The sequence below is a fragment of the Parabacteroides sp. KHUB-03 genome, assembly GCF_056640975.1.
In genome coordinates this window covers 92,836-110,838 of record NZ_CM153257.1, presented here as the reverse complement: position 1 = coordinate 110,838, position 18,003 = coordinate 92,836, and the positions used below count along the sequence as shown (strand labels likewise).

Here is an 18,003-nt window from a genome sequence, read left to right as displayed (position 1 = left end):
TTAGACACACCTTCTTGTCTTCATTTGAATTGTCTACCGGCTACTTACTCCTTATAATCTATCCACACTTTCATCTTACCGGCGTCGCGGTTATCCCAAGTATAGTAAGGAACCAAGCGGATGTTTTCGTTGCCATTGGCAGCCTGGATAGCTACTACTCCATCCAACAGGTTTGCATCGAATCCTTCGGTAAAAGTGGTTGCCGCAGAGACGGCCAATTTATCAAAACCTTGCTTATTGTCGGTTTCTTCCATACAATAAACAAGCGGTCCGCGCTGAATGGCACGTTTGCCAATGTTCTCTTTCACACGGGAATCGGCTTCAACCATTTCGACAGGCATAGCCATATCCAATGTAATGATATCGCCGGACTTCCATTCGTTATCCAACACTGCATATCCCTTTTCTATCGCAGGGCTAACCTGTTTACCATTTACAGCAAGCGTATATTGTTTACACCAACCCGGAATACGCATACGTATCTCTTTCTTCAATGGAGAAGATGTAGAAACCGTAAGTTGTACTTGTCCGCTCCATGGATAGGAGGTTTCCTGTTTCAATACGATATTACCTTTGTCGGTCGGAACTTCGGTGGTATTGCCCATATACAAGTTAACCCATATAGCCTTGTCGGAAGTACCATAAATATAGTTACCGATAGAAGGCAGGAAGCGTGAAATCTGGCTCGGACAACATGCACAACCATACCATGCCTGGCGGTGGTGCTCGCCTTTCGATTCCAACGGATTTACATAGAAGAAACGGTCACCCGCCAATGAAATACCAGCCAGAGCACCGTTATACATCGAACGTTCAAGCACGTCTATATACTTTGAGTCGCCGGTGAACTGGTTCATACGCTGATTCCAGTATACCATACCCACCGAAGCACATGTTTCGCAATAGGCATCCAGATTAGGCAGATCATAGTCTTCGGTAAAGCCTTCGTTATGTCGCGACGAACCTATACCGCCGGTAATATACATATTGCGCAACACCACATCATCCCAAAGGCGGTCTAATGCCTTTATATATCCTGTGTCTTTCTTCAGGGCAGCCACGTCGGCCATGCCGCAATAAAGATACATGCAGCGTACGGCATGTCCGGCAATATCCGTCATCTCTCGCACCGGCATTTCATCCTGGTAATAGTAAGGATTCCATTCACCCTCGCCTCCCATTGTTCCGTGGCCGTGGCCGCGTTCTTCGATCAGCCAGTTGGCAAAGTCGAGATATTTCTCCTCCTGTGTCACCTCATAGAGCTTGACAAGCGCCAGTTCTATCTCCTCGTGCCCGGGAACCCAATGGCGTTTATCAGGGCCAAACTGCGTCATCATGTGGTCGGCCATGCGGATGCAGACATCCAGCAGTTTACGCTTTCCGGTGGCTTTGTAATAAGCAACACCGGCCTCGGTCATGTGTCCGGCACAATACATCTCGTGCTTATCCATATTGGTCCACCGCTTATCCAGTCCGGTGAGGGTGTAGAACGTATTGATGTAACCATCCGGTTGTTGGGCGGCGGCAAACTTGTCGATCCATTCATCGGCTTTCTTTTCAAGTTCGGGATTGGGGTTATTGATAAGGCTGTAAGCTATGCCCTCAAGCGCCTTATAAACATCGGAGTCGTCGAAGAAGATACCGGAGTGCTCCCCTTCACCTTTCGCGGCATTCTCGAAGTTGCGGATGCGTCCCGTCTGGTTTTCGATCTGATCGATACAAACCGGAAGCGTGGCCGATATGTGTTTAGCCAGGCGCGGCGACCAGAAGTTATCCTGTATCTTTACATGTGAGAAGTCTACTTGCTCAATCATCTTAAGCGGCGCTTCCTTTGTAACTTGCTGTTCCTTGCATCCCCACAACGAAAGGCAGGCAAGGGATAATAATACGTACTGTTTCATGCTATTAGAATTAAGTAATTAAAAAATGGTATAAATAAACGGAGCCAAAGCCGTGCCCTGCGTGAGCACAACCAACAACGAAATAAGCAGCAGGATGATAACGAGCGGTATCAACCAATACTTCTTCCGGTGTACCAGAAAACCGAAAAATTCCTTTATAAAGTCTGTCATCTTATCTATGTGTTAATACTGTTTTTCCAAATCCGAAGCTTCATATAGCTTATTGCGCACCACAAACACGCTACCGGTATCTTTCTTAAACTTCCGGAGGCACAAGGCATCTTTGCCCAATATTCTCCGTAACAAGCCAACCGGAGTTACGACAATGCAGAAGATCAGCAAAAGAAGTATTTTGGTAACTACCACATTCAATATCTCGCCCAGACGAAACCACAGCCACGTAAACGGGGTGAAAAGCTTCGGAAAAAGCAACGTGATCAACAGCACTATAATAATAACGGCCGAAAGCTGCAAATCCCTAAACCGGCCGGCAACCAATAATACCAATGCAGCAAGAAGACCAAACTCCATATTCTTCCGTCTATCCGCCATAACCTGCCTGTTTTAAATAATAAGACGCTTTTTCCTGTTGCTGCAAACGAAGAGCCAAAGAGGCCGCCTGTTTCAGGAAAACCTTTTCGTGCGGAAGTTCCAGACACATCTGTTCAACAATGCGAAGGGCACCGGCATAATCCTTATTCTGTATATAGTGATTATTCAACTGCTGCATGGCTTGTCCCCAGTTCAGTTTGCGAACAAAAAACTGTGCAGCTGTTCTGTACTCGCGGTTGTTTTTATCATAATTCAGTTTTGAGGCCGGCTCGTTGAAAGGCCATTGCTGCCGGAGCTTCCATATTACCAGATCGCCGTAGATGGTATCAAAAGAAGTTACCGGATATTCCGTAGCCAAATCGACAGTAGTACCCACCTGTGCAGAAGTTTTGAATGCCGGAAAATCGGCTAGCAAAGCATCATAGAAGGAGTCGGCAATGAGCCGTTGCCCCGCCAGATTAGGATGCACATGTTCTAGCATAAGTTCATTTCCAACAATGCCGTTGGGCGAGTTGGCGGCAAAACGGGCGGCAATATCTGTCACATAAACATTCTGTATCTGTTTACCATACTTGCGAATAATGTCATTGAATGCCTCAGGAGCACGAAAACGCAAGCCGTCATACTCTTTGGCCAGCATATAATGCTGCTGTGCTTCGTGCCATGACGAGTCGGCATACGCCTTTTCCGCCAAATTATATTCTTGTATGGCATTATTTCGGACAGAAACAGAGTCTTTGCTTAATGGTTTTTGTCCTTTCAGATTGCAGGCTAATGTTCCGATAAAAACAGGGATATGATGTTGCTCAAACAAATACAGCATATCACCCAGATTGCGGTCGAACTGTTCGATCCCGTCCTGCCATGCTTCGGATTGGTAAGGAATTTGCTGACGTGCAGCCATACGTTCCATTAAAGTCAGGTCCTGGTCAGTAACAGAAGTATCTTTGGGTTTGAAACTACCGGCCAGTTGAGAAAAGGCTTGTATCAGTTTCAGGTTGCGGGCAGCAAGCATCGTCCGTATTAATAACGGGTTACGGCCTATCCGGCTCGAAGAAGCAATACCCAACGCACCGTAATATTCGTTATGTCCGGCATAAACAAGAACACCGTCGGGTTCATAATCTGCCAACTGTCTGGAGAAGTCGTATAAGGCATATGTATTAATAGCGGTAAGGGAAAGGTTAATGATTTCGATATTGTTCTGTGGAAAACGGAATTGCAGTTTATATTTCAGCATCCGGGCAAAGGAGCCGTTGTGCATATAAGGAAATCCGATGGAGGAAGATGCACCAAGTACAAAGAAGCGAAACGTACCGGCCGGTTTCTTTTTATAGAATGTTTCCCGGTTGCCAATAGTGGCATTCTGGTGTGCGGTAAAGTATTTTTTAGAGATGTCGTGGTTCATCACCCAAAAACGGGCGTCCTGATCGGTAACAAACAAGCGGGTATCATATCCGTAATTAACTATACGCAAAATGATTTCTACCACTGCCACCAGGATGAACGGCAAAAGTATGGCAATCAGTTTATATGTGTGTTGTCTTTTCATACTATGTTTCACTTTGTTTTATGCCTGTGAAACTTTTGTTTCGTCCTAACAAAACTTTTGTTTCATGCCGATAAAACTTTTTTGCATCGGCATGAAACAAAGTTACATTGAATTTATTTCAGAAGCAATCTGCTGTTACTTTGAAGTATAATTCGGATTTTGTGTCAGATTCGGATTGGATGTAAGTACACTTTCCGGAATAGGGAATACGGTACGGTAATCGCCTTGCGGTTCGTGTGACAGCCAACTCTTTTTCGTATAAGTTCCGAAGCGGATCATATCGCGGCGACGGTGGGTTTCCCAAGCAAACTCCCAACCCAATTCGTCATACAGACGTCCGAACTGAACAGGATCGGTATTGCCATCTTTCACAATCTTGTAGTTTTCTACAAAGCCATAGCGATAAGAGGTGTTTGCTTTCAACTGTTCGTCGGTAACGATAGCCTTTTCAGGATTATCCTTAAAGTTACGTTGACGAACTTGTGTTACCAAAGCCCCTGCACCCGGTTTGCCTGTGCGCAACAAACATTCGGCCTTCATCAGCAACACTTCTGCATAACGCATCAACGGGAAGTCGGTATCGGAAGAACCCGGTGTACGTGGCAGAACTTCAAACTTGTTCATACGGTAACCGTCTGTTTCGTTTGTATAGTTTCCGCTCATTACCTCTTTCTGGAAGCTCAGTGGCTGGCCTTTCTTATCGTATGTACACATCAACAGCGTTGTTCCGTCGTATGAATATTGGTCACCCATCAACCATGTGTCCGACAAACGTGTATCGGCAGGATCATAGGTGTCGATAAACTGCGTAATACCCATAGCCGATCCGCTGCCCCAAGGAGTTGCTTCCAAGTCGAACTTCTTCTGCAATTCACCATGCCAAGAAAACATGTGAATGCTTTGGCCACCGGCCAGTGTCTTGTCATACGGAATGGTAAACAGGATTTCTTTTGAAGATTCGGTTCCTGTTGCACGGAACGAGTCTTTGTAATTTGGAGACAATGCGCATTTGCCGCTGTTGATAATATCATCGCACTGAGCAATACAATCATCCCAATGGCTCTCGCCAACATACACTTCTGCATTCAGATATACGTTTGCCAACACACATTTGGCAGCCCATTTATTAAGACGTCCGTACATCTTGCCGCCTTGTTCTTCGCTCAAGTCAGGAATTGCTTCATTCAACTCGCTTACCACGAAATCAAAAATTTCTTTACGTGTTACCTTTCCCGGTAAATCTACGGTAGGTTCGGTAAGCAACGGAGCATCGCCGAAATTATCACAAATCAACCAGTAGAAATAAGCACGCACGGCTCTCAGCTCGGCAATACCTGCTTTTTTTTCTGCATCGGATGCAGCCGGCAATTTGCCTGAAGCAATCTGAGAAAGTACGGTGTTTGACAACACAACGCCCTGATAGAAACTATTCCACATGTGCAACGGATGCTGCTGTTCGGATGTCCATTTATGATAGTGCATCATACGATATGTCCCACCATCATCCCAACCGGAAGAGTTGGGTGGCATAACAATTTCGTCGGAACTGATTTCCTGTGCAGCCCAATATCTCTCGTGGGCAATAAAACGGAAATAACTGTACACACTTGCAACCGTAGGCCCGAAGTCTTTTTCGGTATAGTTATAGTTTTGTTCGGTTACCTTTGAGAATACTTTCTCATCCAGATTATTGCTGCAGCTTACGGCAGAACCCATACAAAACAAAGCAACAGCTAATTTAATATATGTCTTCATATTCTTCACGTATTAAAATTTAACAGATACACCTAACGTATACGTTCTTGCTGCCGGATAACGACTCTTATCATCAACACCCGGAGTAAGGCCACCAATGCTGACTTCAGGATCGATGCCCGAATATCCGGTGATGGTAGCCAGGTTAGAGATTGTTCCGTAAACACGCAAGCTCTTCACCCAGGTATTAAAGTTGAATGTATATCCCAACGTTACATTGTCGATCTTCCAGTAATCACCCTTTTCTACATAATAACTTACATATTGCAAGCCCTGATCGTCGGCCAGAGGAGTTTTGCCATATACTTTATCATAAGAAGTATTGAGGATATTACCACGAGTCAACATGATAGGAGCGCCAAATTGCAACTTAGCGACATTCAGGATGTCGAATCCGAATGCACCGCGCATCGTTACATTCAAGTCGAAGTTTTTCCATCTGACGGTATTGTTCCAGTTCAGATAATGCTTAGGAAGACCATTACCGATTACCTTCTTATCATCGGGAACCTGATCGGCGATAGGTTTCGGATTGCCGTCGGCACCTTCAATAATCCAGTGTCCGGTTTCATCAATATCAATACTCTTATATCCGTAGAAATTACCGATAGGCTGGCCTACTTCAATACGGTGTGTGGCCATCTGCATAGGTTCGGGCAACCATCCCTGATCTGAATAATCATTAGACACATACATATCGCTCGACAAAGAAAGCAACTCACTCTTGTTGGTAGAGTAGTTCACAGATGTCTGCCATTGCCAGTCTTTTGTCTGTACAGGAAGAGCAGAAACCGTTACTTCAATACCTTGGTTACGAACCGAACCACCATTTGCTGTCATATCAGAATACAAATACGGAGGAAGAGGAACTTGGTATCTCCACAACAGGTCGCTTGTTGTACGATGATAATAGTCTACCGTAGCCGTCAAACGGTCGTCCAAGAAACCGGCATCGATACCCACGTTGGCCTCTTTCTTACGTTCCCATCTTAGGTTTGGGTTGGCATTGGAAGCCGGACGGATTGTTTTAATAAAAGAGCCGTTATAATATACATACGTACCGAAATCCAACGTATTCAATGACATATAAGCCTCTTCCGGAGCCGTACCGGTTACACCATAACCCGCACGCAGTTTCAACTGGCTTAACGGTTTAACATCCTCCATGAAATCCTCATCCTTAATGCTCCATGCACCTGATACCGATGGGAATGTACCCCATTTATGGTTAGCACCGAACTTAGAAGAACCTTCGTGACGCACACTGGCAGCCAACATATATTTGCCCTTGTAGCTATAGTTGAAACGACCGAAATAACCAATCAATAAACTTTCGGTTTGTTCAGAATTTTCAGCAGCGCGGCCGTCTTTCAATGCTTGCCCTGTCTGCATACCATTATAGGTGTAATCGTCAGAAGGGAAGTTGAAGTTCTGCATCCAATAGAACTGATAGTTTGTACGCATCCAGCTATAACCTCCCAGTAATGAGAATGTATGATCTTTAAACAAAGTCTTTTTCCAGGAAGCAGTCACTTCGGACAGATCGTCTACTTTACGTTTTGTACCTCTTGAAGCAAAACCGGTTCTGCCGTTTTTATATGAAGCAATATGATTTGTTGTTTCATAATAACCGCGTGTCTGGTTATAAGTATTGGATGATACAAGGTATTTAATATCCAACCCCTCAATCGGAGTCAATGTAGCGGAAGCAAACATACGGAGGTTGGTCGCCTGGTTTTCACCTTCTACCTCTTCCAAAAGAGCCACCGGATTCAAATAGTCTGTTTTTGAAGGGCTTTCAGACCACTTACCATCTTCCCCCCTAACCGGAGTAGTTGGGTTATAAGTAATTGCATTACGGTATACTTCTTTATTATAACCGTTATCATCATCCGAACCGGCAAAATAAGATTGTTTGTATCCGCTCAAACTAGCATTCAATTTCAACATATTGTTAAACATGCGGTGAGTAACTTCCACACGCGGATAATACATCTGGTTCTTGGTACGTTTAATAATACCTTCGATACCACGATATTCGAAACTGGCCACATAATTAGTAGTTTTCGTACCGCCACGCAAGCTGATATTATATATCTGGGTCAGAGGAGTCTGCATTACTTCGTCCAGCCAGTTCGTACTTGAACCGTCATCCTGTGCTCCCGGTTTTCCCTGAGCCACCAGATTACGGTATTCGTCGGCAGTGAAGAAAGGCAGTTTTTTTGTTATCTGCTGAGTGGCAAGATAAGCATTTACATCTACTGATGTAGGCATTTCACCTTTAGCATTCTTTGTTGTGATAAGGATTACACCGTTTGTACCACGGGTACCGTAGATGGCCGCAGCCGAACCGTCCTTCAAAACGTCGATCTGTTCGATATCGTCCGGTGAAACCATATTCATATCACCTGGTATACCATCAATCAGCACCAGAGGTGCTGCACTTTGCAGCAAAGTGTTGGCTCCACGCAATGAAATCTGTGAATTCCCCACCGGGTTAGCATCAGGAGTAACAATGCTCAAACCGGCCACCTGGCCACGGATAAGCTGAGCAGCATCCGAAGTCGGAACCTTCACAAAATTATCAGATTTAATGGTAGAAATAGCGCTGGCTACTTCACCCTTTTTCTGTGTACCATAACCTACAACAACCACCTCATCCAGACTTTGCGTGTCATCAACCAGACGGATAGTCATCACATTTTGATTACCTACAGGAATATCCTGTGTCAAATAACCGATATAAGAGATCTGAAGAATTGCTTTATCAGGAACATCCAGGGCGTACTTTCCATCGATGTCCGTTACAGTTCCGTTTGTAGTACCTTTTACTACAACATTGGCACCAATAACAGGTTCGCCGGATTTATCAACCACAGTACCTGTAATCTGACGAGTTTTTTGCTGTGTAATCATAGGACTCGCTTCGTTCTGTACATTACTGCCATCTGCAGCATATGTACCAGTAGCAAAAATAAAAGGAGCGATTAAAATTAATTTTGCTATTCGTTTTTTTTCGTTGTGCATTTTTCGGAGAGGTGGTAAACTCTCTGTACAAATTCTTTCCATACAATTGTAGTGTTTTTATTTAATACTCAGATTTAAGGAGGAGAGTCTTGTACTGATTTTAAATTAAGTAGTATGACTATTCTCTTTGATTCAAATTTTGTCACTTCCTTACTCCATAGGCTAACAAATTATAAGTTTATATTTATCTCATTTCAGATGAAGCATACATAAATATCATTTGTTCTACAGCGTCCTATTCATTATCATGAATTATGGTTTATCCACAGCAAATCTTTTATTCGTTTAGAACTTTACAAATATAGATAATAATATTCCAAACTGATACGAACTGGTATGATTAATTTACAATGTTATACAACATAGACCAGTTCGTACCTGTTGAAAAGAATAAATTATAATTTTGTAGACTAAAAAGGAAGTTTTATTTTTTCAAAAATTCCACAAAGAAAGGTTAACACTTGATTTACAACATATCTTGCACTTTATATACAAATTCCATCCATACCCAATAACGAATGGCTTTTCCTAAAAACATGGAGATAGCAACAATCCATATATTTGCCCGAAGAAATCCTAAAGCTACTGCAATAAAGTCTCCTATCCCAGGAAGGAAAACAAAAAACCCCATCCAAGAGCCTTTATCTTTTATCCAATTTTGCACTTTTTCAAGTTTCGAGGGATCCAACTTCAAATACTTTTCAATCCACTCTACCTTACCGAGCATACCCAGCCAATAGCAGCTCATACCTCCCAGGAAATTTCCTAAAGTAGCAGCAACCATACAAGGCCAGTATGCGGCTCCGGCAAGCAATACTCCCGTCAGAACAACCTCACTGCTAAAAGGCAATATAGTTGCAGCTAAAAACGAAGCTACAAATACGCCGATATATCCATATTCTATAAGAAATTCCATAAGCGGATAAATAAAAGTGCAATAAACAGCAATACTGTAAAATGAAACAACCAGAATATATATTTGTTATGTACTACAGTAAAGAAATGCGCCATTAATATAGAAGAAGGAACACAGGCCATTTCCAAATATTCTTCAGATGATTGTTCATATATAAAAAACAAGACAAATGACCATATAGCCAAAACAATAACAAAAGACAAAAACTGCCGCGTACGTAAATTATCTTCATACTCATGCGCTAGGATGTTAATGGAAGCAATAATTGTTATCAATGCCACATAGATAAGGCCTATCCAATCTATAAAAGTTCCTTTTATCTGCAAGAAATGTATTTTAAACAATGAAGTAAAAGGAATAATAAATGGTGAAAAATCTTTTTGCCAGACACACCATCCCAAAACAAACCAATAAACAGTACTAACTCCTAAAAAGGATGCCATAAACGTACGGACATTCAACGAACGAAACCGATACATCCCATACCAGAATAATGGCAGAAACCATAATATGTGTATCCAAAGCAGACTACCTACTCCGATTAACAGAGCGGCATTGTATGCTTTATCCATTGATTCCGGATTATGATAAGATGTGAACAATTGATAAACAGCAAAAATCAGACAAAAGACTCCTAAAGAAGTAGATTTAAGAGGGAAAAAGTCCGGGTTTGTACTAATAAGCAAAATAAAAAAAAGAAACGGGAGCAACGTCTTTTCCCTGATAAGCATAAGAGCATAATTAGCTCTATGTAAAAGAAACGCACCTCCAATCATTAACGCCATACCGATTACATAGGTAAATGCCTTATTAGGCAAAAGCTGGCAAATAGCATTCCAGAGAGGAGGAGCAGCTACCTCGCCATATACAGGATAGCCTATTGAATAAACATAGCTCACTATCCAACTGGCTATACATGCAATAAATGCATATAAATAGGCAGTTGGAGTAGCAATTGTATATTTACGATATTGTGACGTTCCTCTCATTTATACAGTATACAGAACTTCCGCCAATTCTATAAGTCAAAACCAATATCACTCCGGAAATATTTCTTTTCGAAGTTTATTGCTTTTGCACCTGCAAACGACCTATTCAAAGCATCCGCTTTATCTTTACCATACGAACTAACTGCAATAACACGGCCTCCGTTTGTCAGAATCTGTTCTCCGGAAGCTTTTGTGCCGGCATGGAAAATTATATTTTCCGACGATACTTTATCCAGTCCGGAAATAACTTTATCCTTTTCATAAGTTTCAGGATAGCCCCCGCTGACAAGCATCACAGTCACGGCTGCACGAGGGTCGTGTACTAATGTGCGCTTTGCTAAATTTCCTTCGGCAATGCCTTCCAACAACTCAACCAGATCGCTCTGAATACGAAGCATTACTACTTCTGTCTCAGGATCACCCATACGGCAATTATATTCTATTACCATCGGTTCGTTCTTTACGTTGATAAGCCCTAAAAAGATAAAACCTTTATAATCGATCTTTTCAGCCTTCAGCCCTTCGATAGTAGGACGGATAATACGTTCGTCCACCTTTGCCATAAATACTTCATCTGCAAAAGGAACCGGAGAAACAGCTCCCATACCACCCGTATTCAAACCTGTATTGCCTTCTCCTATACGCTTATAATCTTTAGCAACCGGCAGGATTTTATAACCGTTGCCATCTGTCATTACAAAAACAGAACATTCTATCCCATCTAAAAACTCTTCAATAACGACAGTCTTACTGGCATCACCAAACATACCGCCCAGCATATCGCCCAACTCTTTCTTTGCTTCATCCAGACTATCGATAATCAAAACCCCTTTTCCTGCTGCCAAACCATCAGCTTTTAATACATAAGGAGCAGACAACGATTCAAGGAATGTATATCCTTCCTGCAGATTTTCAGCAGAAATACTTTTATAGCGAGCTGTCGGGATATGATGACGCATCATAAAAGATTTGGCAAAGTCTTTGCTTCCCTCCAACTGGGCACCTTCTTTACTTGGTCCGATCACAGGAATAGTAGCCAAGGCAGAATCTTTTTTAAAGAAATCGTATACACCTTTTACCAGAGGATCTTCCGGGCCAACAACAACCATATGAATATCATTTGCCAAAACAAATTCTTTAATAGCAGAGAAGTCATCGGCCTTCATATTTACATTCGTACCAACAGAAGCTGTACCGGCATTACCGGGAGCAATATATAACTTATCCGTTTTCGGACTTTGTGCAATCTTCCAGGCTATTGCATGTTCGCGGCCGCCGGAGCCCAATAATAAAATGTTCATATATCCTTTCTTAGCTTTAATAAATTGGGGCAAATGTACAAAATCTATTTTGAATACCCTCTGTTACCGGATAATAAGGTCGGTTGTTACTGTCCGTTTCAGCGGTATCCACAGGATTAATTTGTCGCCGTAGTCTTCCAGGCTCTGATCTGTCATCCAGATATTGTTTTCGCTCACAATTGCCGGGATATATCCTGCACCTTTCCAAAAGATATACTTGATCGGTTTATCAGGGAGCAGTTGCAGACTATTTCTTCAGATAGTCATCGAAATACCGCGTGATTTTCTCATAAAGATGCGGACGGTCTTTTCCGGTTACATTATGAACATGGCGCGGATAAACAAAATAATCAGGATAAGTATCTGCATCCACACATGCCTTCAAGAAACCTAAACTATGCTGCCAGACAACTACCGGATCAATATCACCATGTATCAGCAACAAATGCCCTTTCAGATTTCCTGCTTTCAGTTTCAGATTGGCATTCTTATATCCTTCCGGATTATCCTGCGGACGATCCATATAGCGTTCACCGTACATAATTTCGTAATTGCTCCAATCGATCACCGGACCACCTGCTACTGCTACTTTAAACACGTCTGGATATGTCAGGATCAGGTTTGTCGTCATAAAACCACCATAGCTCCAGCCATGCACACCAATACGGTCAGAATCTACGTAAGACAGACTTTTCAGGAAATCCACACCTTTCATTTGATCTGCCATTTCATTCACTCCTAAATTACGATGGATCACACTTTCAAATACATGTCCACGATTAGCAGAACCCCGGCTATCCAATGTAAAAACCACATATCCGCGTTGTGCCATATATATATCCCAACCACGCACACCATTCATCCATTCCCCTGTTACCAGCTGTGTGTGCGGACCACCATATACATATATAATAGTAGGATATTTCTTTGTCCTATCAAGACCTAACGGTTTTACTAACCGATAATTCAAATCCGTAATCCCGTCATCAGCTTTAATTATACCTGTTTCAATCTCCGGCATTGCATATCCTTCATACGGATTCTTTGCTGACAACAGCGTTTTAACAGATTGTCCGTCCTTCGTCCTGATAACATCTATGTCACGGGGAACAGACGGGGAAGAATTACGATCTATTGCATACAAACCGGAAAGGCTGACAGACACGTTATGCACACCTTTCTTTATATTCAGACAGGTCCGTTTGCTATTCTTCAAATTTACTTTCCAAGCATACACCTCCATCGGGGTCCCGTAACTGAAAGAACTTAACGGGTGCGGAGCTGTTGCGGAAATAAAGATATTTTCTCCTTTTTGATCGAAACCAAGTATATCCAAAACCACCCATTCACCAGAAGTCAGTTGTTTTAGTTGTTTGCCAGTGGTGTCGTATAAGTAAAGATGGTTATATCCGTCTCGCTCACTTTGCCAAATAAACTTGCCCGGATCATTTGGCAAGAAAAGAACCGGATGCAAAGGATCAACATAACGTTCATCCTTTTCCGTAAATAACTCAGCTTCTTTTTCTCCGGTCAGAGCCGAATAGCGGACTAATTGCATATCGTTTTGATCACGATTCAATTCGGCAATATAAATACTCTTTTCATCCGGACTCCAAGCTATATTTGTAAGATATTTTTCTTTGGGTAACCCCGTCTTAAGCCATATTGTATTTCCTGTAGACAAATTATAAACGCCCACTGTTACCTCATGGCTTTTCATACCTGCCATCGGATATTTATGCGGTTCAACCACTGCACAACGGGCATCAATATTAACAAAAGGATAATCGGTAACCATACTTTCGTCCATCCGGTAAAAAGCCAGTGCAGAACCTTTAGGAGACCAAAATGTCCCTTTCACAATACCGAATTCATTCTGATGTACCGACTTACCACAAACAACTCCATCCTGTGTTTCACATGTAACAACACTTACTTCATTATCGGGAGAAAGGATACGAAGATTATTTCCTTCCGTAAAAGCAAGATAACCATTAGCCGGACAAAAGTCATAATTCGCTCCATCCTTAGGCAAACGATAGTCTGCAACTATTTTATTCTCTTTAAAGTTATAACAAATCCGATGTCCTTTACTTTCAAAAGAAACAACCGGCTCTCCGGCATAAGGCAAAGATAACACGGGTAAATTTCCTGTTGTTTGCAAACCTACTGCAACCAAGGCGTTATTCAACTGTTCACGTGTAAGCACTACCTTTTCTGTATTACCAGGAACAGTTCCCAGCAAACTATCACCTTTGGCATATATATACATATCACCACACCACTGCAACTGTTCCAGGTTTCGGGGAACAAAACGATTATACGTCTTTCCTCCTGGAATCAGATCATGTAAGGTAAGAGTATCTTTATTTTGAGCTATAAGCGACATAGATACAGAAACGATCAGCAGACAGACCAGCCTTATTCTTTTAATCATCGAAATCATTCTTTCCTCCCCTTCTAAAAGGTTTTTTAAATGAACGTTTATCATCACGACGCCGACCTTCATCACGATAACGCATTTTTCCAACCTTTTTACCCGGGATAAAATTAGAACGTTCTTCATCATTCTCACCATGAGCTGCTGCAAAACGGCGATCCGGACGATCCATGCGTGCAGTACGGAAATTTGTATTTTTAACCGTTTTCGAACCATCAGAACGCTTCACTACGGGAGAACGGCCGGAACGATCTTCATCTTTTCCTTCATTCAAAGCTTTCTTATAGTCTTTATTCTTTCCATCAAACATTTCATAGCAACGATATTCACATTCCAATGAGCCATTCATCAACTTCATCTTTTCACTCGGACGAAGTCCTATCTTATCAAAACATTCGTCTTTATAGCTCAAGATCCATGCCTGATAACCTGTAAATACATGCTTCAAACGTTCACCTATCATATTGTATAATCCCAGTAGGTCACGAGACGAAATACGTTCTCCATAAGGAGGGTTCATAACCAGTATACCAGGCTGTGGTGCTTCATTATATTGCTGTAAAGGCACTACTTTCAGATCAATATATTTTACTAATCCCGCACTCCGGATATTTTCCAAAGCAATATCTATAGCTGCTTGCGAAATATCGGAACCGTAACACTTAAACGTGAATTCCCTCTCTTTACTTTCATCATTATAAATACGATCAAATAACTCCTGGTCAAAATCGATCCATTTCTCAAAAGCAAATTCCTTACGATGAATACCTGGTGCAATATTAAGAGCAATCATGGCAGCCTCTATCAGCAGCGTACCCGATCCACACATCGGATCAACAAAATTAGATTCTCCTTTCCAACCTGTTTTCATAATCATACCGGCAGCAAGCACTTCATTCAGCGGAGCTTCTGTTTGATCCACACGGTAACCGCGTTTATGCAAACTTTCGCCCGAGCTATCAATAGAGAGCGTACAATCATTATGCGAGATATGAATATTAATATATAAATCAGGATTATTCACACGGACAGAAGGACGCTTCTGCATCTTTTCCATAAAATAATCGACAATAGCATCCTTCGTGCGATATGCAACAAATTTAGAATGGTTAAAATCTTCGGAATAAATCACAGAATCTATTGCAAACGTCTTGTCTAACGACAAATATTTTTCCCATTCTACTTTCTTTACTTCATTATATACGGTATCTGCATCTTTGGCTTTGAAGTGATAGATCGGTTTTAGGATACGAAGTGCCGTACGACAACAAAAGTTTGCCTTATAAAGCAACTCTTTATCTCCTGTAAAAGAAACCATACGACGACCTATTTGCAAATCGTTGGCACCCAAGGCTAATAACTCACCGGCCAAAATATCTTCTAACCCATAAAGGGTTTTGGCCACCATTTCAAATGTCTCGTTCATTTCAATTGAAAGTTGAAAACAGATTCACAAATCTGCATTTTGATTATTTATATTGTTTTTAAATTCATCCATCCAAATCAACAGCCATTAACCAACGATCTGCTGCACTATCGCTCCGGCCGGAACATCTTCCGATATCCATACGTTACCGCATATTGTAGCGCCCTTGCCAATTCGTATCTTGCCAATTAATGTTGCATTCGAATAAATAGTAACATGATCTTCCAATACCGGATGGCGTGCCACACCTCGTATTGCATTGCCATTCTCATCCGGAGGCAATTTTTCTCCTGCCAGACTGACACCCTGAAATATACGAACAAAGTTCCCTATCACACTTGTCTCGCCAATCACTGTACCTGTTCCATGGTCTATTGAAAAATGATGGCCGATCCGTGCTCCGGGATGGATATCTATTCCTGTCTCAGAATGAGCCATCTCTGCAATGATTCGTGGAATATAAGGAACATTCTGTTTGTAAAGCTGATGAGCAATACGATAATTGACTATTGCCCTAAAACCGGGATAACAAAATATAACTTCACCCGGATTTTGCGCAGCAGGATCACCATTAAAAGTAGCTTCTATGTCTGTTGCCAAAACAGCCCGTATTTCAGGAAGATTAGAAATAAATTCTTCAGAATGCTTTTCCGCAATCCGAAACACTTTTTCCTCCGGACAAGTAACACAAGAAGCATCTGCGAAACAAAGTCCGGCATAGATTTGGCGCGAAAGTAAAGCGTGAAGTGTTTCCACATTCACACCCGTATGAAAACGAATGGTTTGTTTGTTAATACGTGCATTTCCATAATATCCGGGAAATAAAACAGACCGGCACAAATCTACGATTTCCTTCAAAACCTCAGCCGAAGGAAGCGCCTCTTCATCCCGGTAAGCATGAAACAATTGCTTGTACGATGCCTCATCCGATAGTTTATCCACCGTGTCACCCAGTACTTTGCTATGCTCCTGCAAATTCATTGTTTCTCAGAATATTCTTTATGCTTCGCAAAGATAACTTATTTTTCAATTCAATAATTCAAGACTACCCTAAATTGCAATTCCCCCGGCGGTACATTAACTGCAAAATCACTATATGTTACATAGAAAGCAATTGACCCCGGCATAAAATCGAAGTTAATAATTTCAGACCATCTTGCATCCTCTGTATTTTCCAAAGGTAATGTATATGGTAATGGGGTTTGCACTTCATTATTTTGTCCCGGATTCTGGATCAGATAAGCAAATACATTTCCGTCCACATAAAGATCGTTTGTAAGCTCCTTTATCGGAACTTCACACATATAATACGGATTACGCCCATCAGGATCAGAATACATCTTCCAATCTTTCTCACGTATTGTATATGTATCTACAAACCAGTACATACCAGAACCATCCTGCCCCGGAGGGCCAGCCGGACCTTCACAAGCCGTAAAGGCAAGCAAGATCATAAAAAAAAGTAAAAAATTTTTCTTCATTATTATCTCTATTTTTATAGTTTACTTCTTATGCGGTGCTCCAAACTCCTTGCAGGTCACTTCGTCCATTTCCACCTTCCATATCTTAACATTCACAACGGCCGGATCACTATACTTGAAAGTCTTATCTGAATATTGTTTCATTATAATATCCAACGCTTCCACTTTCCGGTCAAAATTTTCTTCGTAAGCCACCTTGCCCCAACAGATTACGCTTTTGGAACGCATTCGGTAACTGCATGCCACTTCGGGGTGCTGAAACACCAGTGCATGATCAGTGCTGAAGGTGATACAAACTTTCGGGTTTCTTTCCAGAATAGAAATACTGCGCCCTTCCTGTGCAGAATGCAGATAAACAACACCATCGCGATAGCCAAAATTCATCGGCAAAACATAAGGCGTTCCGTCCGTATCGGCCAGGCCTACGTAGCAAACATCACATTTGCTGATTATAAATTCTATCTGTTCTTTCTCTGTATGTACAAGCGTCTTCATCTCTTATTCCAATTACGCTCACAAACATAATTAAAAAAGTTCAATCCTGTATTTTCTATTTATGCAATTCTTGCGCAGGATTATCTTAATCACACCGGCCAACACCGCTTTTTCCCGGCAACAAAATTCATGTTGATAATTATCAACCGAACGGTTGATAGTCGTCGG

General features: G+C 41.9%; 14 protein-coding genes. All 14 read right to left on the bottom strand.

The window, feature by feature from the left end; genetic code table 11:
- Positions 1-44 precede the first annotated feature (44 nt).
- Entirely contained in the window at positions 45-1,901 is a 1,857-nt protein-coding gene (locus tag ACYIB7_RS00435; RefSeq protein ID WP_480337751.1) for a glycoside hydrolase family 127 protein, read from the bottom strand.
- 18 nt (positions 1,902-1,919) lie between these two features.
- Positions 1,920-2,072, bottom strand: a complete 153-nt coding sequence (locus ACYIB7_RS00430) for a DUF5989 family protein (protein ID WP_099463965.1) — start codon at positions 2,070-2,072, stop codon at positions 1,920-1,922.
- Between the two features lie 12 nt (positions 2,073-2,084).
- Positions 2,085-2,453 carry a hypothetical protein gene (locus ACYIB7_RS00425; protein ID WP_480337750.1) on the bottom strand — a complete coding sequence of 123 codons (369 nt, stop codon included), beginning with the start codon at positions 2,451-2,453 and terminating at the stop codon, positions 2,085-2,087.
- Positions 2,443-4,005, bottom strand: a complete 1,563-nt coding sequence (locus ACYIB7_RS00420) for a hypothetical protein (RefSeq protein WP_480337748.1) — start codon at positions 4,003-4,005, stop codon at positions 2,443-2,445. Before ACYIB7_RS00420 ends, ACYIB7_RS00425 begins: the two co-directional genes overlap by 11 nt.
- 135 nt (positions 4,006-4,140) lie before the next feature.
- The gene (locus ACYIB7_RS00415) at positions 4,141-5,760 is read right to left on the bottom strand and encodes a RagB/SusD family nutrient uptake outer membrane protein (RefSeq protein ID WP_103982791.1); all 1,620 of its coding nucleotides are present in this window, start codon (positions 5,758-5,760) and stop codon (positions 4,141-4,143) included.
- A gap of 12 nt (positions 5,761-5,772) precedes the next feature.
- Positions 5,773-8,829, bottom strand: a complete 3,057-nt coding sequence (locus ACYIB7_RS00410; protein WP_103982792.1) for a SusC/RagA family TonB-linked outer membrane protein — start codon at positions 8,827-8,829, stop codon at positions 5,773-5,775.
- Between the two features lie 424 nt (positions 8,830-9,253).
- Positions 9,254-9,703 (bottom strand): YqaA family protein, encoded by a 450-nt coding sequence (locus ACYIB7_RS00405; protein ID WP_103982793.1) that lies wholly within the window; start codon positions 9,701-9,703, stop codon positions 9,254-9,256.
- Complete coding sequence (locus tag ACYIB7_RS00400; RefSeq protein ID WP_103982794.1) at positions 9,688-10,692, bottom strand: DUF6427 family protein; 1,005 nt, start codon at positions 10,690-10,692, stop codon at positions 9,688-9,690. Before ACYIB7_RS00400 ends, ACYIB7_RS00405 begins: the two co-directional genes overlap by 16 nt.
- 29 nt (positions 10,693-10,721) lie before the next feature.
- The gene (purD, locus tag ACYIB7_RS00395; protein ID WP_480337744.1) at positions 10,722-11,993 is read right to left on the bottom strand and encodes a phosphoribosylamine--glycine ligase; all 1,272 of its coding nucleotides are present in this window, start codon (positions 11,991-11,993) and stop codon (positions 10,722-10,724) included.
- A 247-nt stretch (positions 11,994-12,240) separates the two neighbouring features.
- Positions 12,241-14,382: a S9 family peptidase gene (locus ACYIB7_RS00390; RefSeq protein WP_480338489.1), complete on the bottom strand. Its 2,142-nt coding sequence runs from the start codon at positions 14,380-14,382 to the stop codon at positions 12,241-12,243.
- Between the two features lie 40 nt (positions 14,383-14,422).
- Positions 14,423-15,859, bottom strand: a complete 1,437-nt coding sequence (locus ACYIB7_RS00385) for a THUMP domain-containing class I SAM-dependent RNA methyltransferase (RefSeq protein ID WP_103982797.1) — start codon at positions 15,857-15,859, stop codon at positions 14,423-14,425.
- Positions 15,860-15,946: 87 nt separating this feature from the next.
- On the bottom strand, positions 15,947-16,840 hold the full coding sequence (locus ACYIB7_RS00380) for a serine acetyltransferase (RefSeq protein ID WP_103982798.1): 894 nt from the start codon (positions 16,838-16,840) through the stop codon (positions 15,947-15,949).
- A 50-nt stretch (positions 16,841-16,890) separates the two neighbouring features.
- Positions 16,891-17,340, bottom strand: a complete 450-nt coding sequence (locus tag ACYIB7_RS00375; protein ID WP_103982799.1) for a hypothetical protein — start codon at positions 17,338-17,340, stop codon at positions 16,891-16,893.
- A gap of 21 nt (positions 17,341-17,361) precedes the next feature.
- A complete protein-coding gene (locus ACYIB7_RS00370) occupies positions 17,362-17,835 on the bottom strand; it encodes a pyridoxamine 5'-phosphate oxidase family protein (RefSeq protein WP_099463978.1) in 474 nt (157 codons plus the stop codon).
- Positions 17,836-18,003 lie beyond the last annotated feature (168 nt).

Coding starts and splice junctions, on each gene's coding strand:
- ACYIB7_RS00420 (WP_480337748.1), bottom strand. CDS start 4,005: ATGAAAAGACAACACACATATAAACTGATTGCCATACTTTTGCCGTTC.
- ACYIB7_RS00430 (WP_099463965.1), bottom strand. CDS start 2,072: ATGACAGACTTTATAAAGGAATTTTTCGGTTTTCTGGTACACCGGAAG.
- ACYIB7_RS00425 (WP_480337750.1), bottom strand. CDS start 2,453: ATGGCGGATAGACGGAAGAATATGGAGTTTGGTCTTCTTGCTGCATTG.
- ACYIB7_RS00405 (WP_103982793.1), bottom strand. CDS start 9,703: ATGGAATTTCTTATAGAATATGGATATATCGGCGTATTTGTAGCTTCG.
- ACYIB7_RS00370 (WP_099463978.1), bottom strand. CDS start 17,835: ATGAAGACGCTTGTACATACAGAGAAAGAACAGATAGAATTTATAATC.
- ACYIB7_RS00390 (WP_480338489.1), bottom strand. CDS start 14,382: ATGTCGCTTATAGCTCAAAATAAAGATACTCTTACCTTACATGATCTG.
- ACYIB7_RS00375 (WP_103982799.1), bottom strand. CDS start 17,340: ATGAAGAAAAATTTTTTACTTTTTTTTATGATCTTGCTTGCCTTTACG.
- ACYIB7_RS00435 (WP_480337751.1), bottom strand. CDS start 1,901: ATGAAACAGTACGTATTATTATCCCTTGCCTGCCTTTCGTTGTGGGGA.
- ACYIB7_RS00380 (WP_103982798.1), bottom strand. CDS start 16,840: ATGAATTTGCAGGAGCATAGCAAAGTACTGGGTGACACGGTGGATAAA.
- ACYIB7_RS00415 (WP_103982791.1), bottom strand. CDS start 5,760: ATGAAGACATATATTAAATTAGCTGTTGCTTTGTTTTGTATGGGTTCT.
- purD (WP_480337744.1), bottom strand. CDS start 11,993: ATGAACATTTTATTATTGGGCTCCGGCGGCCGCGAACATGCAATAGCC.
- ACYIB7_RS00385 (WP_103982797.1), bottom strand. CDS start 15,859: ATGAACGAGACATTTGAAATGGTGGCCAAAACCCTTTATGGGTTAGAA.
- ACYIB7_RS00410 (WP_103982792.1), bottom strand. CDS start 8,829: ATGGAAAGAATTTGTACAGAGAGTTTACCACCTCTCCGAAAAATGCAC.
- ACYIB7_RS00400 (WP_103982794.1), bottom strand. CDS start 10,692: ATGAGAGGAACGTCACAATATCGTAAATATACAATTGCTACTCCAACT.